Origin of the sequence: Diaminobutyricimonas sp. LJ205, assembly GCF_009755725.1 — a bacterium.
Classification (GTDB): Bacteria; Actinomycetota; Actinomycetes; order Actinomycetales; family Microbacteriaceae; genus Ruicaihuangia.
The window spans coordinates 1,022,881-1,045,377 of the sequence record NZ_CP046619.1 but is presented as its reverse complement, the minus strand read 5'-3'; the positions used below and the strand labels follow the sequence as shown (position 1 = coordinate 1,045,377).

At 68.8% G+C, this 22,497-nt stretch carries 24 protein-coding genes; 11 read left to right on the top strand and 13 right to left on the bottom strand.

The window, feature by feature from the left end; genetic code table 11:
• The first annotated feature begins 53 nt into the window (after window positions 1-53).
• A complete protein-coding gene (locus tag GO591_RS15910) occupies window positions 54-698 on the top strand; it encodes a Rho termination factor N-terminal domain-containing protein (protein WP_157155791.1) in 645 nt (214 codons plus the stop codon).
• A gap of 114 nt (window positions 699-812) precedes the next feature.
• Here GO591_RS15910 and GO591_RS04925 read toward each other — a convergent pair whose 3' ends face one another.
• From GO591_RS04925 to GO591_RS04915, 3 genes are all read right to left on the bottom strand, one after another.
• Entirely contained in the window at window positions 813-1,223 is a 411-nt protein-coding gene (locus GO591_RS04925) for a DUF1761 domain-containing protein (protein WP_157155790.1), read from the bottom strand.
• Window positions 1,224-1,287: 64 nt separating this feature from the next.
• A complete protein-coding gene (locus tag GO591_RS04920; RefSeq protein ID WP_157155789.1) occupies window positions 1,288-3,216 on the bottom strand; it encodes a multicopper oxidase family protein in 1,929 nt (642 codons plus the stop codon).
• A complete protein-coding gene (locus GO591_RS04915) occupies window positions 3,216-3,665 on the bottom strand; it encodes a DUF6220 domain-containing protein (RefSeq protein ID WP_157155788.1) in 450 nt (149 codons plus the stop codon). The genes GO591_RS04920 and GO591_RS04915 overlap by 1 nt, the downstream gene beginning before the upstream one ends.
• 139 nt (window positions 3,666-3,804) lie before the next feature.
• Here GO591_RS04915 and GO591_RS04910 point away from each other — a divergent pair, with 139 nt between their 5' ends.
• Window positions 3,805-4,338: a type II toxin-antitoxin system Phd/YefM family antitoxin gene (locus GO591_RS04910; RefSeq protein WP_157155787.1), complete on the top strand. Its 534-nt coding sequence runs from the start codon at window positions 3,805-3,807 to the stop codon at window positions 4,336-4,338.
• Entirely contained in the window at window positions 4,335-4,604 is a 270-nt protein-coding gene (locus GO591_RS04905; protein ID WP_157155786.1) for an acylphosphatase, read from the top strand. Before GO591_RS04910 ends, GO591_RS04905 begins: the two co-directional genes overlap by 4 nt.
• Before the next feature lie 45 nt (window positions 4,605-4,649).
• Here the strand turns inward: GO591_RS04905 and GO591_RS04900 are convergent, their stop codons facing one another.
• Both GO591_RS04900 and GO591_RS04895 read right to left on the bottom strand, forming a co-directional pair.
• A complete protein-coding gene (locus GO591_RS04900) occupies window positions 4,650-5,063 on the bottom strand; it encodes a hypothetical protein (RefSeq protein ID WP_157155785.1) in 414 nt (137 codons plus the stop codon).
• An 80-nt stretch (window positions 5,064-5,143) separates the two neighbouring features.
• On the bottom strand, window positions 5,144-5,545 hold the full coding sequence (locus tag GO591_RS04895) for a four-helix bundle copper-binding protein (protein WP_157155784.1): 402 nt from the start codon (window positions 5,543-5,545) through the stop codon (window positions 5,144-5,146).
• A 121-nt stretch (window positions 5,546-5,666) separates the two neighbouring features.
• Here GO591_RS04895 and GO591_RS04890 point away from each other — a divergent pair, with 121 nt between their 5' ends.
• The 5 genes from GO591_RS04890 to GO591_RS04870 all read left to right on the top strand — a co-directional run bounded on the left by GO591_RS04890 (window position 5,667) and on the right by GO591_RS04870 (window position 8,010).
• Window positions 5,667-5,894: a hypothetical protein gene (locus GO591_RS04890; protein WP_157155783.1), complete on the top strand. Its 228-nt coding sequence runs from the start codon at window positions 5,667-5,669 to the stop codon at window positions 5,892-5,894.
• A 9-nt stretch (window positions 5,895-5,903) separates the two neighbouring features.
• On the top strand, window positions 5,904-6,116 hold the full coding sequence (locus GO591_RS04885) for a hypothetical protein (protein ID WP_157155782.1): 213 nt from the start codon (window positions 5,904-5,906) through the stop codon (window positions 6,114-6,116).
• A gap of 9 nt (window positions 6,117-6,125) precedes the next feature.
• Window positions 6,126-6,317, top strand: coding sequence for a hypothetical protein (locus GO591_RS04880; RefSeq protein ID WP_157155781.1), 192 nt, complete (start codon window positions 6,126-6,128; stop codon window positions 6,315-6,317).
• Between the two features lie 134 nt (window positions 6,318-6,451).
• On the top strand, window positions 6,452-7,420 hold the full coding sequence (locus GO591_RS04875) for an NAD(P)H-dependent flavin oxidoreductase (protein WP_157155780.1): 969 nt from the start codon (window positions 6,452-6,454) through the stop codon (window positions 7,418-7,420).
• A gap of 176 nt (window positions 7,421-7,596) precedes the next feature.
• Complete coding sequence (locus GO591_RS04870; protein ID WP_232466278.1) at window positions 7,597-8,010, top strand: four-helix bundle copper-binding protein; 414 nt, start codon at window positions 7,597-7,599, stop codon at window positions 8,008-8,010.
• A 13-nt stretch (window positions 8,011-8,023) separates the two neighbouring features.
• Here GO591_RS04870 and GO591_RS04865 read toward each other — a convergent pair whose 3' ends face one another.
• Window positions 8,024-8,353 (bottom strand): hypothetical protein, encoded by a 330-nt coding sequence (locus GO591_RS04865; protein WP_157155778.1) that lies wholly within the window; start codon window positions 8,351-8,353, stop codon window positions 8,024-8,026.
• A gap of 196 nt (window positions 8,354-8,549) precedes the next feature.
• Between GO591_RS04865 and GO591_RS04860 the strand changes: the two genes are divergently transcribed.
• Window positions 8,550-12,554, top strand: coding sequence for a Pls/PosA family non-ribosomal peptide synthetase (locus GO591_RS04860; RefSeq protein WP_198295567.1), 4,005 nt, complete (start codon window positions 8,550-8,552; stop codon window positions 12,552-12,554).
• Entirely contained in the window at window positions 12,551-13,855 is a 1,305-nt protein-coding gene (locus GO591_RS04855; RefSeq protein ID WP_157155777.1) for a M1 family metallopeptidase, read from the top strand. The genes GO591_RS04860 and GO591_RS04855 overlap by 4 nt, the downstream gene beginning before the upstream one ends.
• 61 nt (window positions 13,856-13,916) lie before the next feature.
• On the opposite strand, the gene GO591_RS04850 is transcribed toward GO591_RS04855, so the two are convergent.
• Together GO591_RS04850 and GO591_RS04845 are read right to left on the bottom strand one after the other, a co-directional pair.
• Window positions 13,917-14,525, bottom strand: coding sequence for a 4'-phosphopantetheinyl transferase family protein (locus tag GO591_RS04850; RefSeq protein WP_157155776.1), 609 nt, complete (start codon window positions 14,523-14,525; stop codon window positions 13,917-13,919).
• A complete protein-coding gene (locus GO591_RS04845; RefSeq protein WP_157155775.1) occupies window positions 14,518-15,891 on the bottom strand; it encodes an FAD-binding oxidoreductase in 1,374 nt (457 codons plus the stop codon). The genes GO591_RS04850 and GO591_RS04845 overlap by 8 nt, the downstream gene beginning before the upstream one ends.
• Before the next feature lie 107 nt (window positions 15,892-15,998).
• Here GO591_RS04845 and GO591_RS04840 point away from each other — a divergent pair, with 107 nt between their 5' ends.
• Entirely contained in the window at window positions 15,999-18,140 is a 2,142-nt protein-coding gene (locus tag GO591_RS04840; protein WP_157155774.1) for a RecQ family ATP-dependent DNA helicase, read from the top strand.
• A 129-nt stretch (window positions 18,141-18,269) separates the two neighbouring features.
• Here GO591_RS04840 and GO591_RS04835 read toward each other — a convergent pair whose 3' ends face one another.
• Genes GO591_RS04835 through GO591_RS04815 form a run of 5 tightly spaced genes read right to left on the bottom strand, consistent with a single transcriptional unit; the run spans window position 18,270 to window position 22,475 of the window.
• Window positions 18,270-19,565, bottom strand: a complete 1,296-nt coding sequence (locus GO591_RS04835) for a M18 family aminopeptidase (protein ID WP_157155773.1) — start codon at window positions 19,563-19,565, stop codon at window positions 18,270-18,272.
• Entirely contained in the window at window positions 19,558-20,079 is a 522-nt protein-coding gene (locus GO591_RS04830) for a glutathione peroxidase (protein ID WP_157155772.1), read from the bottom strand. Before GO591_RS04830 ends, GO591_RS04835 begins: the two co-directional genes overlap by 8 nt.
• A gap of 37 nt (window positions 20,080-20,116) precedes the next feature.
• Complete coding sequence (locus GO591_RS04825; RefSeq protein ID WP_157155771.1) at window positions 20,117-20,488, bottom strand: VOC family protein; 372 nt, start codon at window positions 20,486-20,488, stop codon at window positions 20,117-20,119.
• Between the two features lie 22 nt (window positions 20,489-20,510).
• Entirely contained in the window at window positions 20,511-21,353 is an 843-nt protein-coding gene (locus GO591_RS04820) for an ABC transporter permease (RefSeq protein WP_157155770.1), read from the bottom strand.
• 30 nt (window positions 21,354-21,383) lie between these two features.
• On the bottom strand, window positions 21,384-22,475 hold the full coding sequence (locus tag GO591_RS04815; protein WP_198295566.1) for an ATP-binding cassette domain-containing protein: 1,092 nt from the start codon (window positions 22,473-22,475) through the stop codon (window positions 21,384-21,386).
• Window positions 22,476-22,497 lie beyond the last annotated feature (22 nt).

Here is a 22,497-nt window from a genome sequence, read left to right as displayed (position 1 = left end):
ATTGTTCCCATGTGTGCGCTCCCGGCCGGGGGCGGAAAGAGGAGTAACCACTGATGTTCTGGAATCTGTTCAAGCGCAAGAAGTCGTCCGCCGCCGCTGCGCCGGTCGAGGCCGCCACCACTGAATCGGATGCCGCGACCGCCGCGACCGCTGAGGCGGAGCCGGTCGCGGAGAAGCCGGCGGCAGAGAAGGCCGCCACTGCAAAGCCCGCTGCCGCGAAGAAGCCGGCCGCTGCGAAGAAGCCTGCTGCGAAGCCTGCGGCCGCGAAGCCCGCCGCCGCCAAGCGTGCGGCCAAGAAGCCTGCCACCGCGGCGAAGCCTGCTGCGACGAAGCCTGCTGCGACGAGCGAGGCCACCAAGACCGCAGCTGCCAAGACCGCAGCGCCCACGACGGCCGCAACCAAGACTGCCGCCGCGAAGACCGCCGCTCCCAAGACCACCGCCGCGAAGACTGCCGCAGCCAAGCCGGCCACCGACGCAGCCGCCAAGACCGCAACCACCAAGCCGGCAGCTGCGAAGACCGCCGCCAGCGAGCCAGCCGCGAAGACCGCAGCTGGCAAGCCCGTTGCCGCCAAGCCCGCAGCCACCGCCGTCACGGTCGCCGAACTGCGCGAGCAGGCGAAGTCGCTCGGCCTGACCGGATACTCGAAGCTCAGCAAGGCCGAGCTCGTCGAGCTCATCTCCGGCGCACAGAAGTAAATACAGAAGTAGATGCCGTGAGCGGCCCTCGGGGATTAGAGCATCGGGGGCCAGCGCCAACATGAAGTGTTGAGCGCCGCCACGTTTGTGGCGGCGCTCAACACTTTCGGCGACTTAGATCCCGAACAGGCCGATGATGAGCGCCATCACCAGCACCGTTACCAGTTCGTGGGCGATGTTCAGCAGGGTGAGGGCTCTCGGCCGGTTCTCGAAGGCGTCGTGGGTGATGAACCGCGCAGCGGTGAACCCCGCCCAGAGAATCAGCGCGGTGAGCAGGCTGTTCAGCAGGAAGCTGCCACCGTAGAACTCCTGGGCGATCGCGGATGCCCCGGCGAGCACCCACGCCGTCACGAAGCTGACGACCACGGTGACCACGATGGCGACGACCGCGTTCGCGGGAGCCTCGACTCGGGCGGCTTTCTCCCACCACGTGCCGAATACCGGACGGGCATACCAGATGCTGCCGATGACCAAGCTGGAGAGCGTGGCGAGGATGACGGCCAGGTAGTTGATCTCAGGAATCACGACTAACCCCTTCAGTTGTGTGCTCGGAGTCTATTCCCAGCGAACACTAAGGCGCGAGATTGCCTCACTCGGGGGTGTTACCTGACGGCCCACCGTGCTGGAACGGCGAGCTCACGCCGGTGTAGGCGAGGTGCAGCAGCATCCCTTCGGCCGCGTGGTCGAGGTTGTGGCAGTGATCGAGCCAGATTCCCGGATTGTCAGCACGGAAAGCCACCTGCCACACCTCCCCCGGCTGCACGTCGAAGGTGTCCATCCAAAGCGGCGCACCGGTCACCGGCACCCCGTTGCGGGAGAGCACGAGCACGTGATGTCCGTGCGGATGCATCGGATGGGTTTCCGAGCCGCGGTTGACGACGGTCAGCCGCACCAGGTCGCCCTCGGTCACCCGGGTCGCCGGGATCAACGGGTACACGGCGCCGTTCACGGTGTAGCCGAAGGCCGGCATCCCATTGAGGAACCGCATGGTGCGATCGAGCACGAGGGTCTCGTCCACATCGAACGGGCCAGACAGCATTTCACCGGGACTGCCATAGGTGAGCAGGTTGAATTCCAGCCAGCGTCCATCGTCCGGCTCGGCAGCAGGCGAATCCCCGGTGACGAGATCGAGGCCGGCTCCCGCGGCGCCCGCAACCCGCAGTGACACCGCCTCCTGCGACATCGTGAACGCGATGTCAAGCCGTCCGCCAGCCGGCACACGAAGGCTCTGCCGCTCGATATCGGTGGCTCCGTCGATGTCGCGTCCATCGACCGCGACCACGCGGAACGGGGTTCCGCTCAGTCGGAAGAAGCGCGGCACCTGGTCGGTGTTCATCAGCCGCAGCAGCACCCGCTCGCCTGGCGCGACCTGCTGCTTCTCGAGCTGGTCGCTCGCCCCCAGCAGCGCCGCGTCACCGATGGTATGGAACGGCAAAGTGAGGTCTACATCGGATGCCTCGGCCTCGGCATCCGGAGCCCGCACCACGAGCGTGCCGTACAGTCCGCGACGAACGCCCTCCGCGGAGTGCTGGTGGGTGTGGAACCAGTAGCTGCCGAGCTGGTCGGCCGCGAACCGATAGGTGAAGCTCTCACCGGGCAGGACGGCGTCCTGGGTGACCCCGGCGACCCCGTCTTCGCCGTTCGGAACGTCGTACCCGTGCCAGTGCACGGTCACACCGTCGTCAATGTCCCGGTTGCGCAGCTCGACCTCGACGGTCTGTCCGAGGGTCGCCTCGATCGCTGGGCCGGGCAGCGAACCGAACGTCCAGGCGTTCACGGTCGTGCCGGATGCCAGGCGCACCTGCTCCATCCGCGCCTCGAGTTCGTAGCGCACGACTTCACCGACGGCGGGCGGGGTGCGTAGCTCGTCCACGGACACAGTGGCGGTCGGTGGCGACTCGGGCTGTGCCGGCTGCGGGCCATGCCCGTGGCTGGCGGCGGCATCCGTGGCACCCGCGGCCGAACCGAGCCAGCCGTACCCGACGCCGGCGAGCAGCACGAGCACGGTCAGCCCGGCAAGCCCGCCGATCGTTCGCCCGCCGCGATGCGTGAGCACCGCCCAGGTGACGGCCGACACCAGGACGACCGCGCCGATGAGCACCACCGCCGCGATCGGGGTCACCGGATAGCCGAGGATCAGTGTCGTGACCAGGCCGGCGACAGAGGCATAGCCCGCGCAGAACAGGCCGGTCGCGATGCGGGCGCGGTCGTCGGGCGGATGCCGCAACCGGACCCCGCGCCAGAGCGGTGGCACGGAGAGAACGATCGCGACGATGCAACCCGCGATGGCGAGCGGGACCGCGAGCAACACTTTCTCGGCGGCGAACCACCAGCCGGCCGCGGCGAGCGCTGCCGTCGTCGCGATGCGGCCGAGCACGATCGCCACGGCACCCGCCGCGCATAGGAGCGGGAGCAGTGCTCGCTTGCTTCGAAGAACGAGCACCGCTCCCGTGAGCCACAGCCCGGTTCCGACCGCGACGAGCGCGAGGTCCAAACCGAGCAGGAGCTGCGTGGGCATCAGACGCTGCGCACGGTCTCCTGGTCACGTGCCACGGTGGCGCTGCCGGTCGCGATCAGTCGACGGGCGCGGCTGACAAGCATGTAGGTGACGACGAACGCGGCAAGACCGATCAGCACGTGGAAGCTGACCATGATCGTGGCCGCCATGTTCACGTCCCCTTCCTCGCCACCGGTGAGCATCCCGGACAGAATGAACCAGAGCGTCTGGAACAGCACCAGCACGAGCGGCAACGACGCGAGGCCGATGGTGCGGCCGCCCGCCTTGGCGAGGATCGCGCTGATGAAGAGGAGCAGGCCGACGATTGGCAGCACGAATCGGCCGTTCATGCCATGAATGGCGAACAGCTCATCCGCCGGGTCGGAGAACACGCCGATGCCTGCCAGGTAGAACTGCACGGTGAGGGCGATCAACATCAGGATGCTTAGAACAAGGAACAGGACACGCATGGAATCACTCCTTGGATGGTCACCGCCAAGGGTGGGTACGCGCCGATCGCCTATGACCGGCGCCTCCCTCGGGCAGTGGGATCACTGAACGGTACTGCGACCCCGGTCATTTCTCTAGTGCTCGGTCGGGCGTGTCCGGGTGCTGGCGCGCACTGCGGTTGGGGCGTACCGTCAGCCTCAGGCATCCGTCGACGAAGAACAGGAGCCGCGCGTGTACTACAACGACGACAGCGACCAGCTTCCACCGCTCCCTGACTTCGGACCCCGCGACGGCCGGCACGGTGTCGATCGGGACGAGGACTACGACCCGTATCCGCCGTATCGAATGGGTGGGAGCACTGGCGTCGGCGCCCTCACAGTGAGCATTGAAGATGCCAAGCGGCACCTGGGCATGCTCATCATGCGCATCGAGATGGGCGACGAGGTTCTGCTCAGCCGCAACGGCGTTGTTGTCGCCCGTCTGGCGCCCCCGCGCGGCACCAGGAGGAAAGGGAGCGGCGCAACCTCCGCCAAGGCCCTGTCCACCACGCCGGTGCCCCGGCGGGTGCGGAATCACCGGCCGGCGGCTGTACCCAACGAGCATGAGGACTATCCCGAACTGCCCGACCCCGGCCCGCGGGACGGAAGGCACGGCGTCGACCGGGATAAGGGCTTCGAACCGTTCTCAGGGTGATTCGCAAACAGGTGACCGTGTTCGGTCTCGTGCAGGGAGTCGGCTTCCGCTATTCGGCGCAGGCGGAAGCGACCCGACTCGGCCTCACCGGCTTTGTGCGCAATCGCCAGGATGGCGCAGTCGAGGCGCAGCTCGAAGGCGACGAGGAATCCGTTGCCCACATGGTGAGCTGGCTGCGCGCCGGACCGCGCGGTGCACGGGTGGAGCGAGTGGATGTCGCGGATCTGGACGTGGCCGGGGACACCGAGTTTCGCATTACTTGGTGAGGCCTGAGCCGCTGATCGAGCCTGCCGAGATCTCGGCGAGCTCGATCAGCGGGCGGAATAGTGGTCCCGGGCGATCCAGCGGACACCGTGCTGGTGGCTGAGCGCGATGCCGCGGAGGGTCACCCCGACCGTTTCGAACGAGCTCGCGATTCCCCGCACCCAGGCGATGTCCACCGGAGTCAGGTCATCACCGGCACGTCGTTCGATCACCACGATCACCGCGGCGGCGTCGAGCAGTTCAGACGTGCGTTTGATCTTCGCGGCGAACAGGTCGAGGTCGTCGCCGGGATGATTCGGGAGATCCATCGGGATGATCATCGGCAGCTGCAGATTGTCTTCGTCGACGAACATGAACCAGAGTTGCCTGCTGATCGCTCGACCGACGATCTCGCCAACGCGCTGCTCGATGAGCGCGTCGGTGGTGAGGGGCCCGAGGGAGGTGTCGTCGAAGGTCTTCATGCGTCCACCTTCGGCTTCTCGCTCGCGTCTGCACCCGCTTCCGACACGCCTGTGGACAACTCCAGCCTGTGGAGAACGCCTCAGTCGATGGACTCGAGCAGTTCCCGGCAGGCCTGCTGGCACCGGCGGCAGGCTTCGGCGCAGATGCCGCAGTGCACGTGCATGTCGGCGTGGCTCTCGCACTCATCGGCGCACGTCGAACACGCGGTGATGCACGCAGCGAGGACGGCGGCGATCAAATTGCTGTCCGGCGCGGTCTGGCGGCTGAGCACGGTACCGGTCGCGGCGCAGACATCGGCACAATCCAGGTCGGTGCGGATACACCGAGTCAGCTCGGCCACGTTGTCCTCGCTGAGACAGGCATCGGCGCAGGTCGTGCAGGCCTGCACACACTCGAAGCAGGCGTCGATCGCGACGGCGAGGGAAGCGGCATCCGGAACCTGAATCGGATGCCTCTCAAGCATGTCTTTGGTGACGGTCATGACGGCTCCCTATCGTTGCGGCCCACCGTACGCTCGGGGGTCCGCGGGCGGCAGGGCGGTGTTCTTGGGCGTTCGCTGAGCGTTTACGGCACCGTCGAGAGGGCGTGCGTAGGTTGGCGGCATGACCAAGCGCGACAACCCCGACGACCCGTCCCTCATTCGCAGCGGCAATGTGCCCGAAGACGACGACCGCGACGCTCTCATCGACGCGATGCCCGGTGCCGGAAGGCTGAACGAGGCAACCGACGCCGACACGATTCACGATGACGACAGCGACGAGTCCACCGGCAAGCACAAGCCGGAGGTCGCTGACGAGATCAAGCCGAGCGGCCCGGCACCCCTCCCCTGAGCTGTGACCATGCCTTCGATAACGACGCCGCCGACCTCCGAGCCTGCAGAGGACGCGGACACAGACAGCGAGAACGGCGACGACTTCGCCTACGAGATCGACGACGTCGAGCAGGAGAAGCGGGCGAGCATGCCGGGCGGGGCACTCTCCCCCGGCAGCACCGCGACCGGCAGTCCCACCGGGCGCGGGCTCACACACCACGAGCATCCGGAAGCAAGTTAGGAGCGCACCATGAGCGAAACCGGACCGAACGGAGAGTCCCCCGAGCAGCTGGCCTACGAACGCAAAGAGGCGACCACCAATGACGCCGCCGCCGGTGAAACGGTCGAGGGGCAGACCCCAGAGGGCGAAGCGCAACCGGCGACGTCACGGAACGACCTCGCGGACGAGGACATCGACCTCGACGACGACGAAGAGGAGTGACTGAGCCCGTTTGTCGCGTCTGAGCCTGCGCGCGCGCAGGCTCAGACGTCCCGAACTGGCTCAGACACCGCGGCCGGCGGCGTGCGTGGCGCACCCGCGGAGGGTGGGACGAGGTCGCTGCCTAGACTGACCGCATGCCCGTGCACCTACTGAGCGACCTGACCCTGGCCGAGCCGATTGTGAACGCACCCATGGCGGGGGCCGCCGGTGGACGACTGGCGGCTGCAGTGTCAGCGGCCGGCGGTCTCGGCATGGTCGGCATCGGCGGCGGAGTCGAGCAGGACTGGCTGGACCGCGAGCTGACGCTGGCCGCGGCATCCGGTCGTCCCTGGGGAGCCGGGATGCTGGCCTGGGTGCTTGATGGTGGGTTGGACCCGGTACGGCGGGTGCTCGAACACCGACCGGCGCTGCTCTGTGTGAGTTTCGGTGACCCCGGCTCGGCGACGGCCCTCGCCAAGGACGCGGGCGTGATCACCGCCATGCAGATCGGCAACGCAGCAGACCTGGCCAGGGCGCTCGAGGATGACATCGACGTGATCGTCTGCCGCGGCAGTGAAGGCGGCGGGCACGGCCGGAATGAGGTGGCGACTCTGCCGTTGCTGCAGTTCGTGCTCGAGAAGACCGACAAGCCGGTGATCGCGGCTGGCGGGATCGCGACCGCGCGCGGAGTCGCCGCGGTGCTCGCTGCCGGAGCGAGTGCGGCCTGGGTGGGCACCCGGTTCGCGGCCTGCGCGGAGTCCCTGTCGGCCGACTCGCTGAAACGCAGCATCGCCCAGGCGAGCGTCGACGACACCGTCTATACGCGCGCGTTCGACGTGGCACAGCGGATCCCGTGGCCGCACGAGTTCGGCGGACGGGCGCTGCGCAACCGGTTCAGCGACCAGTGGGCTGAGCACGTGGATGAGCTGGAGGCTGACGTCGACGCTGGCGACGAGCTGACCGATCGGGTGAACGCTGCCCGGGTGGCCGGCGATGTGAGCGTTGCGCCGGTGTACGCCGGGCAGTCCGCGGGTCTCACGGACGGCGTCGGATCAGCCGCGGATGTCGTCGCGGATCTTGCGAGATTCCGCGAGTTTCTGGGTGAGGCAGCCAGTCGCTGGTGAAGGCTCGCAAGGGCGGGGTCTCGGCAGGCTCGACCGGCGTGGTGGACTCGACCAGCGGTTGGGTAGTGACGCGGGTTGCCCGGGCGTAGCATCCGAAAAGGTGGGGTGCCGCAAGCAACGCGTCAGCATCCGCTGGTGCACGGTGACTCCGGGATGGACGACCGCCGATGATGAACATGACCATGCAGATGATGGAGATGCATCGGAAGGACATGCCCGTTCAGGGCATGGACATGATGATGATGCAGGAGTGTATTGAGGCCGGCTCGGCAGCAGAGCAGGCATGCACCATGTGTGCGGGCTCGACCATGGGCCCCGGCATGATGATGTGCGCCAACATGTGCATGAACGCCGCCGACATGGCGAACACGACCATGCGCATGATGATGCGCCCGAACGGCATGCACTTGAACAGCATGATCAAGATGCTGGACGCCTGCATGACGATGTGCGCCGCGTGCGCCGACGAGTGCATGGACCACGCCGACGTGAGCGAAGACTGCCGCATGTGCGCTGAGGTCTGCCGTCAGGCCGCGATGGCCTGCCAGAAGATGATGGAGTCGATGAAGAACATGACCACCACCAGCTGAGCCCTGCTGGGCGCTACAGCTGGAAGACGCTGATCCTCGCCTCGCCCACGGCGAGTGCGTTGTACAGCGAGTGCACGGCGACCGGCTGGCCGACCGGCAGCTGCGAGGTGAGGTCCTCGTGGTTCCACAGCCAGACCGTGTCGCCGCCGTCGAACGGCACTACGCCGATCCAACCGTCGGATGTCGCGGTTTTCACGATGCCGTCCACCCACTTGCTCGGGGTGGCTGAGACCACGCGCAACTGCATCGGCTGCATCGTGTGGCCGGCTCCTCGGTTGACGCACGAATCGCCTGGGGTGTGGCTGCACTGCAGCGCGCTACCCACACGGGTGAGATTCGTCATGCTGACCTCCTTCTGCCGGCTCGGATCACGGGGAACGACGGATCGATTGCAACGACTGTAGGCAGTCGATTCCGCTGCCGCACGTCGAGCCGTCACAGAACGACACAGTCGAGCAGAACCCTGCTTCGGGCGGATCCCGGCGCCGCCCGCCGAGGCCGCACGTAGACTGGAGGGCGCTGTGACGGGAGACAATCAGGTGAATACGACAACGGGCCTGCTGCTCTCCTCGAACCGGACTCCGGATCCGCGAACCCTGATCGACGTGCTGCGCGAGACGGCTGAACAGAACCCCCAGGCATCCGCACTGGCCGATGCCGAGGGCACCCTCAGCTACCGCGAACTGCTGCGTGAGGTGAGTGCGGCCGCGGCCCGGTTGAGCCTCGCCGGGGTACGCCGCGGCGACCGTGTCGGCATCCGGATCCCCTCGGGAACCCGGGTGTTGTACGTGTCGATCCTGGCGACGATGGCCGCGGGCGCGAGCTATGTGCCGGTCGACGCCGATGACCCCGAGGAGCGCGCCGCGCTCGTGTTCGGCGAGGCCAAGGTGGTCGGCGTGATCGGCGACGGCGGCGTCTTCACGCCACGTGCCGACCTGGCTGCCGCAGCCCTGGCCGACCGGGAACCGCCGACCGCGGGCATCCCGACCCTGGGCACGCCGACCGGGAGCCTGCCGATGGTGGCCACGGTCACTCCCGACGATGACGCCTGGGTGATCTTCACCTCGGGCTCCACCGGTGTGCCGAAGGGCGTCGCGGTGAGCCACCGTTCGGCGGCCGCGTTCGTCGACGCTGAGGCGCGGATGTTCCTGCAGGACGACCCGATCGGACCCGGCGACCGGGTGCTGGCCGGCCTGTCGGTGGCGTTCGACGCCTCCTGCGAGGAGATGTGGCTGGCCTGGCGACACGGTGCCTGCCTGGTGCCCGCGCCCAGGTCGCTGGTGCGGTCGGGCGCCGACCTCGGCCCCTGGCTGATCGCGCACAGCATCACCGTGGTCTCCACCGTGCCGACGCTCGCCGCGCTGTGGCCGGCCGAGTCGCTTGAACTCGTGCGCCTGCTGATCTTCGGCGGCGAAGCCTGCCCGCCCGAACTCGCCGCCCGACTGGCGACCGAGGAACGCGAGGTCTGGAACACCTACGGCCCCACCGAGGCGACCGTCGTCGCCTGTGGCGCCCAGCTCACCGGTGAGCCGCCGGTGCGCATCGGGTTGCCGCTGGACGGCTGGGATCTCGCGGTCGTGGATGCCGCCGGCCTGCCGGTGGGCGACGGCGAGGTGGGTGAGCTCATCATCGGCGGCGTCGGCCTTGCCCGTTACCTGGACCCGGCGAAGGATGCCGAGAAGTACGCGCCGATGCCGACCCTCGGCTGGGAGCGCGCATACCGCTCCGGCGACCTGGTGCGCTATGAGCCGGAAGGCCTCGTCTTTCAGGGCCGCGCCGACGACCAGATCAAACTGGGCGGCCGCCGCATCGAACTCGGCGAGATCGACGCCGCCCTGGCTGCGCTGCCCGGCGTCGCCGGCGGAGCCGCGGTCGTGCAGACCACCCCGGCCGGCAACCAGATCCTGGTCGGCTACATCGCCCCGATCGACCCGTCGGTGCCGTTCGACACGGATGCCGCGAACGCCCACCTGCGCGAGGAACTGCCCGCCTCGAACGTGCCGCTGCTCGCGGTCGTCGAGTCACTGCCGACCCGCACCTCAGGCAAGGTCGACCGCAAGGCGCTGCCGTGGCCGCTTGCAACATCCGTTGACGAAGTCGAGGGCCTCAGCCCGACCGGCACCTGGCTCGCCGAACACTGGACCTCGATCCTCGGCACCCCGGTGGCCTCGGCCGATGACGACTTCTTCGCCCACGGCGGCGGCTCGCTCACTGCCGCCCAACTGATCTCGGCGGTGCGCACCCGGATCCCGGATGCCAAGGTCACCGACATCTACGACCACCCCCGCATCGGCGCCCTCGCCGACGAACTCGACTCGCGGACCCCCCGCGCTCAGCGTGCAGCCCGCGTGGTGGCACCGACACCTCGCCGCACCCAGATCGTGCAGACCCTGCTCGGCGTTCCCCTGTTCGTGCTGGTCGGGTTGCGCTTCACGATCTACCTGCTGGCGGCGAACAACGTGCTGAACCTGTTCACCGACGCGCCGTGGGCGCCGACGGTGTCCTGGTGGTGGCTGATCGTCGGCTTCCTGCTGTTCGTCACCCCGTTCGGACGGATGACGATCAGCGTGCTGGCCGCCCGGCTGCTGCTGCGCGGCGTCACGGAGGGCGACTACCCGCGGGGCGGGAGCGTGCACTTGCGGCTCTGGCTGAGCGAGCAGATCGCTCACCTGGCCGGCGCCACCGACCTCGCTGGCGCCCCGTGGATCGGCTACTACGCGCGGGCGCTGGGCGCCAAGATCGGCCCCGGGGTGAGCCTGCACACGCTTCCTCCGGTCACCGGCATGCTGAAGGTCGGTGCCGGTGCCTCGATCGAACCCGAGGTCGACCTGTCGGGCTACTGGATCGACGGCGACGTGCTGCGCCTCGGTGCGATCTCCATCGGCGCGGAGGCCACGATCGGCTCCCGCAGCATCCTGCTGCCCGGCACCCGGGTCGGCCGGGGCGCCGAGGTCGCGGCGGGCTCCGCCGTGCACTCGCGGGTTCCCGCGGACCAGCTCTGGGCCGGCTCCCCCGCCGAACGCATCGGCAAGGCGAAGCACAACTGGCCCGAGGAGCGCCCAGCCGAGGCACGCCGCTGGGTGGTCGCCTACGGTGTCACCTCGGTGCTGCTGGCCATGCTTCCCGCTATCGGGGTCGTGCTGGGTGCGCTGATCATCGGCACCGGCATCCGGGATGCCGCCAGCCTCAGCGCCGCCGCGCTGCTCGCGTTGCTCTGGCTGCCGGTCGCGGTCGCCGCAGCCGGTGCGACGTACGCGGCGCTCGTCGTCGTTGCCGTGCGGCTGTTCAGCATCGGCGTGAAGCCGGGCGTGTACCCGGTGCGCAGCCGGGTGGGCTGGCAGGTGTGGGCGACCGAACGGCTGCTGGATGCCGCGCGGGTGCTGTTGTTCCCGCTCTACGCGAGCCTGTTCACCCCGGTGTGGCTGCGCCTCCTCGGCGCCCGCGTCGGACGCAATGTCGAGGCATCCACGGTGCTGCTGGTGCCGAAGCTCACCACCATCGGCGACCACGCCTTCCTCGCCGATGACACCATGGTGGCCACCTACGAACTCGGCCACGGCTGGCTGCGGATCGACGAGGCAAAGGTCGGGCGCAGGGCGTTCCTCGGCAATTCCGGGATGACCGGGCCTGGGCGCACGGTGCCGAAGAACGGGCTGGTCGCGGTGCTGTCGGCGACGCCGAAGAAGGCGAAGTCCGGATCGTCGTGGCTCGGCAACCCGCCGGTGCGGTTGCGTCGCACGGTGACCGAGTTCGATGCGGCGCGCACGTTCGAACCGCCCGCCCGGCTGAAGCTGGCTCGTTCGCTGTGGGAACTCTGCCGGTTCGTGCCGGTCGTCATCAGCGGGGCGATCGCCCTCGGCGTGCTGGTGGCGCTCGAGTGGATGGTCGCCAGTTGGGGCATCTGGGCCGCGATCCTGCTGTCGGGGGTCGTGCTGCTCGCGGCCGGCGCTGTCGCTGCCGCGGCGACCACTGCGGCGAAATGGATCCTCGTCGGACGGATCCGGGTGCAGGAGCATCCGCTCTGGTCCTCCTTCGTCTGGCGCAATGAGGTGTCGGACACCTTCGTCGAGATGGTCGCCGCACCGTGGTTCGCGACCGCAGCGACCGGCACCCCGGCGCTGGCGTGGTGGCTGCGCTCGCTCGGTGCGACCATCGGCCGTGGCGTGTGGACGGAGTCGTACTGGCTGCCTGAGGCAGACTTGGTGCGGCTCGGCGACGGCGCCACCGTCAACCGCGGCTGCGTCGTGCAGACGCATTTGTTCCAGGATCGGGTGATGCAGTTGGATCGGGTCGACATCGGCGACGGCGGCACACTCGGGCCGCACAGCGTGATCCTGCCCGCGGCATCCATCGACGGCGGCGCCACCGTGGGGCCGGCCTCTCTGGTCATGCGCGGTGAGATGGTGCCCGGCTCCACCCTGTGGGCGGGCAACCCGATCGCGCCGTGGAACCCGGTGCCCGCGAAGACAGTGGCGACGAAGACATCCTCGAAGGCCGCTTCCGCTAAGGCAGAGCCCGCCCAGACCCAGGCGCGAACGGCATGAGCCTGGTTGAGTACACCCCGGGCAGCGGGGATGCCGGATACACCGTGTCGCACTACGACCTGGAGCTGGACTACCGGGTGTCCAGCAACCGGCTCGCCGGCGCGGCCGTGATCACCGCCACGGCCCTGGAGCGCCTCGAGAAGGTCAGCCTTGATCTGGTCGGGCTCACCGCGTTCAAGGTCAGCGTCGACGGGCGCCGGGCGCCCAGGTTCACCGAGACCGGCGGGAAACTGACCATCACCCCGGCCGCCCCGATTGAGCCGGGTGCCCCGTTCACGGTCACGGTGCGTTACGGCGGATCGCCGTCGCCGCGACGCAGCGACTGGGGCGCGGTCGGTTGGGAAGAACTCACCGAGGGTGTGCTGGTCGCCGGCCAGCCGACTGGAGCGCCGACCTGGTTCCCGTGCAACGACCGCCCGAACGACAAGGCCACCTACCGGTTCCAGATCACCGCTGAATCGGGCTACCGGGTCATCGCGAATGGTCAGCTGGCGGCATCCCGGACCCGGTCCAGCCGGACCGAGTGGGTCTTCCTCATGACCGAGCCGATGGCTCCGTACCTGGCGACGGTGCAGATCGGTGCGTATGTGCCGCGCGAACTGGAGGCGGGGCCGGTTCCGCAGCACCTGTGGCTGCCCGCGGATCTCGACGGCGATGCCGCGCTCGATTTCGCCGACCAGCCGGCGATGATGCAGGTTTTCGAGGATCTGTTCGGGCCGTATCCGTTCGCCAGTTACACCGTCATCGTCACCGACGATGATCTGGAGATCCCGCTCGAGGCGCAGGGGCTGTCGGTGTTCGGACGCAACCACGTCGACGGCTTCAGGACCCACAACCGGCTCGTGGCCCACGAGCTGGCGCACTCCTGGTTCGGCAACAGCCTGACTGCAGCGTCCTGGCAGCACATCTGGCTGCACGAGGGGTTCGCCTGCTACGCGGAATGGCTGTGGGCAGAGCGGTCCGGAGGACCGAGTGCGCACCGGATCGCCGAGCAGCAGTGGTCCCGATTGAACGTGCTGCCGCAGGACTTCGCGATCGGCGACCCCGGGCCCGAGCTGATGTTCGACGACCGGGTGTACAAGCGCGGGGCGCTCACCGTGCACACCCTGCGGTTGATGCTCGGCGACGCCGAGTTCTTCGAAATGTTGCGCACCTGGACAGCCGAGCACCGGCACGGCACGGTGACCACCCAGCTGTTCGCCGAACACGTCGCCCGGTTCACATCGAAGCCACTGACGAAGGTGTTCCGCACCTGGCTGTTTGAGCACGAACTGCCGCGGCTACCGCGCGGGCATCACTGAGGCGCGTGAGGTGCCCACTTCGGTGGGTGTGACGCGTGGTGCACCCACGGACGTGGGCACCTCAGCGGATGACTCGCACGGTGGGGGCCGGATGGCGGCCGAGCAGCACGATAGCAGCGAGGACGCCCGGTTCGGGATCGAATGTGGTGATGGTCGGCGAGCCTACGCGGAGCAGGCCGTCGGGCCCGTCGCTGAGGGTTGGACGCTCGTCGTCACCGAGCTCGATCGCTAGCGAAGCGGGGTCAACGTTGAGGCCGTCGCCGGTGGCCTTGAGCGCTGCTTCCTTCACCGTCCAGAGCAGGGTCAGGCGACGCGGCTGATCTGCGTCGGCCAGCTCGGCGAGTGCCGCTTGCTCGGTCTGATGCAGGTCGATCGGCGCGCGTGCCACCCGGTCTACACGTTCGATGTCGAGACCGATCGGGGCGACATCTGTGACGACAGCCGCAGCGAATCCGGGCGTGCGGCTGAGGCTTGCGTGCAGCTGGCCACCGTCTGCGGAGCGCGGGCTCACCACTTCAGGTTTGCCATGGCTGGTGCTGCCGCAGCGGGCGCAGCGGCGCCGCAGCTGCACGTCGGCGGGGTCGACGCCGGCAAACGCGGCGACCGCCTCGATCAGCACCGCATGATCGCGCTGGTCGGTGCGGCGGAAATGGACCTGCAGTTCAGTCATCCGGTAGCTTCTTGCCCGGGTTCAGCAGCAGGCGCGGATCGAGCGCCCGTTTCACCTGCCACTGGAGGGCGGAGACCACCGGGCCGAGCTCGTCGTTGACATGCTGGCGTTTCAGCACGCCGATGCCATGCTCGCCGGACGCCGTGCCGTCGAGCGAGACCGCGAGCTCGATGATGCGCCCGTAGGCGCGGATCGCCGATGCGACGCCGTCGTGATCGGCCGGGTCGTAGCAGACGATCGGGTGCAGGTTGCCGTCGCCGAGGTGCCCGCCGGTGCCGATGGTGAGCTGCAATTCGGCGGCGATCGCGGCGATGCCCTCAAGCAGCGCCGGAAGCTTCGACCGCGGCACGGCGACGTCCTCGTTAAGGCTGGCACCGTGCACCGCGCGCATCGCGGCGTGCAACAGCCGCCGGGATGCCATCACATGGTCGAGTGCGTCCTCGTCGTGTGCGACCTCGACGAGAGTGGCGCCATGCTCGGTCGCGATCGCGGCGTAGGCATCGGCATCCGTCTCGGCCCTCCCCTCCTCATCGGACTGCACCAGCAGCACGCCCTCGGATCCGGCCGGCAGCACGGATGCCGCGTCGTACGCCGTGATCGCGGCGACGCAGACCGCATCGAGGTACTCCAGGACGCTCGGTCGGCGGCTGGACGCGACGATCGCGTCAGCGGCGGCGAGCGCTGCCGCCGCGGTTGGGAAGGCGGCGAGCACCCCGGTCGACGCGCCCCGTTTCGGCAGCAGGGCGACCGTGACCTCGGTGATGATGCCGAGGGTGCCTTCCGAGCCGACGAACAACGAGGTGAGGTCGAGCCCGGAGACGCCCTTGATGGTGCGATGCCCGGTGCGGGCGATGGACCCGTCGGCGAGGACAACGGTCAGCTGGCGCACGAAATCGCCGGTCACGCCGTACTTGACGCAACGCATGCCGCCGGCGTTGGTGGCGACGTTGCCGCCGATGGTGGAGATGTCGTACGAGCCGGGGTCGGGCGGGTAGAACAAGCGGGCGGCGTCGGCGGCGCGGTCAAGGTCCAGGGTGAGTACCCCGGCTTCGACGGTGGCGACCTGGTCTTTACTGTCTAGCTCGAGGATGCGGATCATTCGTTCGGTGCTGATCACCAGGGCACCTTCGGACGCGTTGGCGGCACCGGCGAGCCCGCTGCGGGCGCCTTGCGGCACTATCGGCACGCCGTGCTCGGCGGCGATGCTGACGACTGCGGCAACTTGCTCGGTGCTGGTCGGGAACACCACCGCCAGTGGCGTGGCCGCCGCAGTGCCGTCGGACCGGTCGCGCAGGTAGGCCTCGGTGTGGTCGGTGAGCAGCTGATCCGGGGCGAGCGCACGGGCGAGGTCGTCGAGGAAGGTCACGGTTCCAGTTTGGGGCACTGGTGGGGTGGGTGGTTGCTCGCGTCTGAGCTAGTTCGTCGCCGGCCGCACACCGGGAAACGTCGGTAGCGCCTGACAAGCTGGACGACATGACCGACACCCGCACTGAGGCCCTCGACATCCTGCGCACCCTGGTTGGAACGGACACCGCGGACTTCCACGATGGGCAGTTCGAGGCGATCGAGACCCTGGTCGACGGCAAGCGGCGGGCGCTCGTCGTGCAGCGCACCGGGTGGGGCAAGTCCGCGGTGTATTTCGTGTCGACGCTGCTGTTGCGGCGCCGCGGGGCGGGTCCGACGATCCTGGTGTCGCCGCTGCTGGCGCTGATGCGTGACCAGGTGGCCGCGGCCGCGCGAGCCGGGGTGCGCGCCGTATCGATCAACTCGTCGAACGCGCACGAATGGGGTGAGGTGCTCGACCAGCTGCGCCGCGATGAGGTCGACGTGCTGCTGGTGTCGCCGGAGCGACTGAACAATCCCTCGTTCCGCGACGAGCAGCTGCCGACGCTGATCGAGCGGGTCGGGCTGCTGGTGGTCGACGAGGCGCACTGCATCTCGGACTGGGGGCATGACTTCCGCCCGGACTACCGGCGGTTGCGGGATCTGATCGAGCGGATGCCGCAGGGGGTACCCGTGCTCGCGACGACGGCGACCGCGAACAGTCGGGTGGTAGCGGATGTCGCGGAGCAGGTCTCGGCCAGCGCAGCGGTCTCGGCAGGCCGCCGTGCTGAGCCCGTCGAAGCATCGACCAGCGGGGCGGCGACCGACGTCGTCACCATCCGCGGCCCGCTCGCCCGGGCGTCGCTACGGCTCGGAGTACTGCGGCTGCCCGACAACCGTTCCCGGCTCGGCTGGCTGCTCGATCACCTCGCCGACCTGCCCGGCAGCGGCATCATCTACGCACTCACAGTGTCGGCCGCTGAGGACACTGCCCGGGCATTGCGCGACGCCGGCCACGAGGTGCGCGCCTACACCGGGCAAACGGACCCGGCCGATCGTGAAGAGCTCGAGCGCCGGCTGAAGCAGAACGACGTCAAGGCGTTGATCGCCACAAGCGCGCTCGGCATGGGTTTCGACAAGCCCGACCTGGGGTTCGTCGTGCACCTCGGCGCTCCCTCCTCCCCCGTCGCCTACTACCAGCAGGTGGGTCGCGCCGGCCGCGCGACCGACAACGCGGACGTACTGCTGCTGCCCGGCGAAGAGGACGAGGCCATCTGGCAGTACTTCGCCACCGCGTCGATGCCCGACGAGCGCCGTGCGACCGCGGTGATCGCCGCGCTCGGCTCGGAGCCCCTGTCGACCCCCGCGCTCGAAGCGCTGGTGAACGTGCGCCGCACTCCACTCGAGCTGCTGCTCAAGGTCCTCGATGTGGACGGCGCGGTGCGACGCGTCCGCGGCGGCTGGGTGGCCACCGGTGAGCCGTGGAGCTACGACGCCGAACGCTACGCCCGGATCAGCGCTGCCCGGCAGGCCGAACAGCAGCACATGATCGAGTACGAGACCACCACCGGCTGCCGCATGGAATTCCTGCAGCGCAGCCTCGACGACGACACCGCCGCGCCGTGCGGCCGCTGCGACAACTGTGCGGGTGCCTGGTACCCGGCCTCCGTCGACGACACCGCGCTGACCACCGCCCGCTCCTCGCTCGAGCGGGTCGGCACAATCATCGAGCCGCGGGCGCTCTGGCCGAACGGCATGGACAAACTCGGTGTGCCCGCGCGCGGCAAGATCCCGCCGGCCGAGCGCCTCGAGGAGGGCCGGGCGCTCGCCCGATTGAGCGACCTCGGTTGGGGCGGCACCCTGCGCGGCCTGTTCGCGCCGGGGGCTGCGGATGCCGCGGCCTCTCCTGCTCTGATCGACGCCTGCATCCGGGTGCTCGCCGGCTGGGACTGGACCCAACGGCCGGTCTCAGTGGTCGCGATGCCGTCGCGGCGGCATCCGCAGCTCATCGACTCCGTCGCTCGCGGCCTCGCCACCGCCGGACGGTTGAGTTACCTCGGCTCGCTGTCGCCAGTGGATGGCGGGCCACAGGGCGAGCCCGGCGGCAACAGCGCCTACCGACTGGCCGGGGTTTGGGACCGGTTCGCGGTGCCGTTCGAGGTGCCCGAGGGTCCGGTGCTGCTGGTGGACGACCTGGTCGACAGCCGGTGGAGTCTGACCGTCGCCGGCCGCGCGCTGCGCCTCGCGGGAGCCAGCGGCGTGCTGCCCTTCGCGCTCGCGGTGCAGGGCTGACGTAGCGCGGGCGCGGCATGGTCGCGGCGCCGACGTAGCGCGGCGGGTGAGCGTGCCTCCTCGGTACATCCGTACCGGCTCGAACGGGCACGGTCGTACCCAGCGGGCACAGACGCGAGGGTGGGGGCGTCAGGCCCCGGCGAAGTACGCGGTGACCGCGGCGGCCAGCGCGGCCGGGTCGTTCACGTGCGCCAGTTCCCGGGCGGAGTGCATTGACAGCAGCGGCACCCCGACATCCACGGTGCGGATGCCGAGACGGGTCGCGGTGAGCGGCCCGATGGTCGAGCCGCAGGGCACGCCGTTGTTCGACACGAACTCCTGCCAGGCGACTCCGGCCTGCTCGCAGGCGCGTGCCCACAGGGCTGCGCCGTGCGCGTCGGTGGCATAGCGCTGGTTGGCGTTGATCTTCAGCAGCGGGCCGCCGCCGAGCACCGGGGTGTTCACCGGGTCGTGCTTCTCGGGGTAGTTCGGGTGCACCGCGTGCCCGGCGTCCGCCGACACACACCAGGACGCGGCGAGCGCCCGGTGCCGGTCCTCGTCGCTGCCGGGAGTCAGCCGGGCGAGCACATCGACCAGAAACGGTCCGCTCGCGCCGGAGCGGGACTCCGAGCCCAGTTCCTCATGGTCGAACGCGGCGAGCACGCTGACGTGCTCCGCGTCATCCGGAGCCTGCAACAGCGCGGTCAGGCCGGCGTGCACCGACGACAGATTGTCCATGCGGCCCGCGGCGAACAGTTCGTCGTTCTGCCCGAACCGGCGCGGCGGCTGGGTGTCGGCGGTGAGCAGGTCGTAACCGACGACGTCCGCGGGGCTGAAGTCGGCGGCATCCGCCAGCGCCTCGAAGATGTCGCCGTCGGTGCCGACCCCGAAGATCGGCTGGGTGTGCCGTTGCTTGTCGAGTGTGAGCCCCTCGTTGACGGCACGGTCGAGGTGGATCGCCAGCTGCGGGATACGCAGGAACGGCCCGGTGCGCACCAGGTGCTCGCGGCCGTCGCGGGTGACCACCCGACCGGCGAGCTCCAGTTCGCGGTCCAGCCATGAGTTCAGCATCGGCCCGCCGTACACCTCGACTCCCGCCTGCAGCACACCGTTCCGGGCGATGGTCGGCTTCGGCTTGAGTTTGAAGCCAGGCGAGTCGGTGTGCGCGCCAAGGATCCGGAACGGGCGGGCGGATGCCTCGGCTCCGGTCCGACCCCCGGTCCACGCGATCACCGCACCGTCACGGATCACATAGCCGCGGGCAACCTCACCCCACGGCTCGGTCTCCTCGAGCCGGGTGAAACCGGCGGCATCCAGACGGCGGGCAACCTCGGCGGCGGCGTGGTACGAGCTCGGCGAGGCGCTGATGAACGCCGCGAGGTCGTCGGTGTGCGCGGCGACCGCCGCGGTGGCTCCAAAGCTCTCAGACGGCGCGGTTTCAGGCATCGGCGCGGTCCTCGGCGGCGGGCAGCAGCGACTCGATCGCGTCGATCACGGTGGCATCGGTCGGGACGGTCTTCGGGCGGAAGCGGTGCGCGACGGTGCCGTCGGGGGCGATGAGGAACTTCTCGAAGTTCCACTGCACGTCGCCGGCGTCGGCCGTGGCATCCTGCGCCTTGACCAATTCGTCGTACAGCGGGTGGCGGCCCTCACCGTTGACGTCGATCTTCGCGAAGACCGGGAACTCGACGCCGTAGGTGGCCCGGCAGAACGCCTGGATCTCCTCGTTCGTGCCGGGCTCCTGGCCTGCGAACTGGTTGCACGGGAAGCCGAGCACCTGCAGCCCGCGGTCACCGTAGGTGCGCTGCAGTTCCTGCAGCTCGTCGTACTGCGGAGTGAGACCGCACTTCGACGCAACGTTGACGATCAGCAGCACCTTGCCCTGGTGCTCTTCGAGTGTGGTCTGTTCACCGCTGGCGGTTTCGATCGCGACATCAAAGGGCACGTAAGGCTTCGTCATGTGTCGAGGCTAACCGACGCGTCTGAATGCGTCCGCCTCAGTCGCGCGGAGGGATCTGCTGCAACGCCCAGCTGTTGCCATCGGGATCACTGAAGTAGACGAAGGTGCCCCAGTCCTGCCTGTCGAGCTCGCTGGCTTCAACGCCGCGGCCGAGCAGTTCCTGCCGGGCGCCGGCAGCGTCGGCGACGACCATCTGCACGCCCTTCACCGCACCCGGCGCCATCTCGGTCATGTTGGTGTCGAGCACGATCGAGCAGGCCGAGCCCGGCGGGGTGAGCTGGATGAACCGCAGTTCGTCGCTGACCGAGATGTCGTAGTCGTCGTGGAAACCGACCTTCTCGACGTAGAACGCCTTGGCCCTGTCGAGATCGCTCACCGGAATCGCGAGCAGTTCGATCTTCATGTCCATGGTGATGCTCCTTACTCGTGGGTCAGTGGCTCTTCTTGATGCCTCGGATGCCGATCGCGAGCCCGACGATGGCGAGGATGATGGCGGAGACGAATCCCCAGAGCACGTCCGGTGAGCCGAGGTCGCCGGCGAACAGGGCGCGCTCGGCGGCCACGACGTAACTGAGCGGGTTGAATGCGGCGGCGACCTGCATCCAGCCGGGTCCGTTCTCGAGCGGCAGCAGCATGCCCGAGAGGATCATCAGCGGGAAGATGGTGGCCTGCTGCACTCCCCAGAACAGCCAGTCCCGGTTGCGGCTGGCGAGCGCGAGCGCGTAGCTCAGGGCTCCGAAGCCGAGTCCGAACAGCGCGAGCAGCACCAGCCCGGCGAACATGCCGGCCGGATTCACGCTGAACCCGAACGGCAGCGCCACCAGCGTGACCACGAGCGCCTGCACGGTGATCGGTGCCATCTCTTTCAGCGCGCGGCCGATGAGCAGCGAGGATCGGGCGATCGGCGCAACGAGGGTGCGCTCATGGGACCCGGTCTGCATCTCGTACAGCAGGTTCGAGCCGGTCACGCCGACGCCGAACAACGCGATCATGACCAGGATGCCCGGCACGAACCATTGCAGGGTTTCCGCGGGCGGCAGCGGGGAGCCGCCGATCAGCAGCGGGCCGAACAGGCCAAGGAACACGATCGGCTGCAACAGGCTGAAGATCAGCGTGAACGGGTCACGCCGCACCGGGCGGAGCTCCCGGGTGAATACGCTCCAGGTGTCGCGCAGCGCGTTCGGTTCGGTGGCGACGGGGTCGACGCTGATCCGGTCGACGCCGCTTCGATCAGTGCCGCCGGGACCGGTGGCGCTGGGCTGGGTCGCGGTCATGGTTGGTCCTTTCAGGGTTCGATCGTCCGGTCAGGCGCGCGCCTCGTCGGGCTGCGGCTCACTGACCGGGGCCGGCTCGGCTGCCTGTGCCTCCTCGCGCAGGCTGCGGCCGGTGAGGGCGAGGAAGACATCGTCAAGGGTCGGCCGACGCAGGGCGGCGGTGCTTGCTGGCGTGCCGGATGTCTCCAGCTCACGCAGCACGGCCGGCAGCGCCCGCTCCCCCGCACGCACGGTGACCTCGACCACTGTGCCGTCGACCACTGTGCCGTCGACCACCGTGCCGTCGACCACTGTGCCGTCGTGGGTCGGCTCGTCAGCCCGCTGGTGGTCGGTGCTGATCATCCGGATGACGTCGGCGACCGTGCGGCGCGCGGCCCCGGCATCCGTGGCGCTCTCGAATCCCAGCGTGATGACATCGCCTGCCAGCGTGGTCTTCAACTGGCTCGCGGTGTCATCGGCGATCACCCGGCCGTGGTCCATGATCATCACGCGTTCGGCGAACTGGTCCGCCTCTTCCAGGTAGTGCGTGGTGACGAAGATCGTCGTGCCGCGGCGTTCGCGCAGGTCGATGATGTGCTGCCACAGGTTCGCCCGGCTCTGCGGGTCCAGTCCGGTGGAGGGCTCGTCGAGGAACAACAGTTCCGGGGAGTGCATCAACCCCATGGCGATGTCGAGCCGTCGCCGCTGGCCGCCACTGAGCGCGACCACATTGCGTTTGGCGAGCGCGGTCAGATCGAGTGATTCGATCAGGGCGTCGGCACGTTTCGCGGTGGCCGCGCGACTCATGCCGTAGAACGCGCCCTGGCTGAGCAGCTCGTCACGGACCCGCTGATAGTGCCCGGCACTGTTGCCCTGCCCGATGTAACCGATCCGGCGTCGCACTTCGGCGCTCTGGCGCAGGATGTCGAAGCCGGCGACCGTCGCCCCGCCGGAGGTGGGCGGCAGCAGCGTGGTCAGCATGCGCAGCGTGGTGGATTTACCCGCCCCGTTCGGGCCGAGAAAGGCGACGAGCTCGCCGCGGGCGACGTCGAGGTTCAGGTCGGTGACGGCGTCGACGTGATTCTTCTTGACGGTGAACTGCTTGGTCAGTCCCCGCGCCTGGATCATGGGTGCGCTGGTCATGGAACCCAGTGTTCCGAGCAAT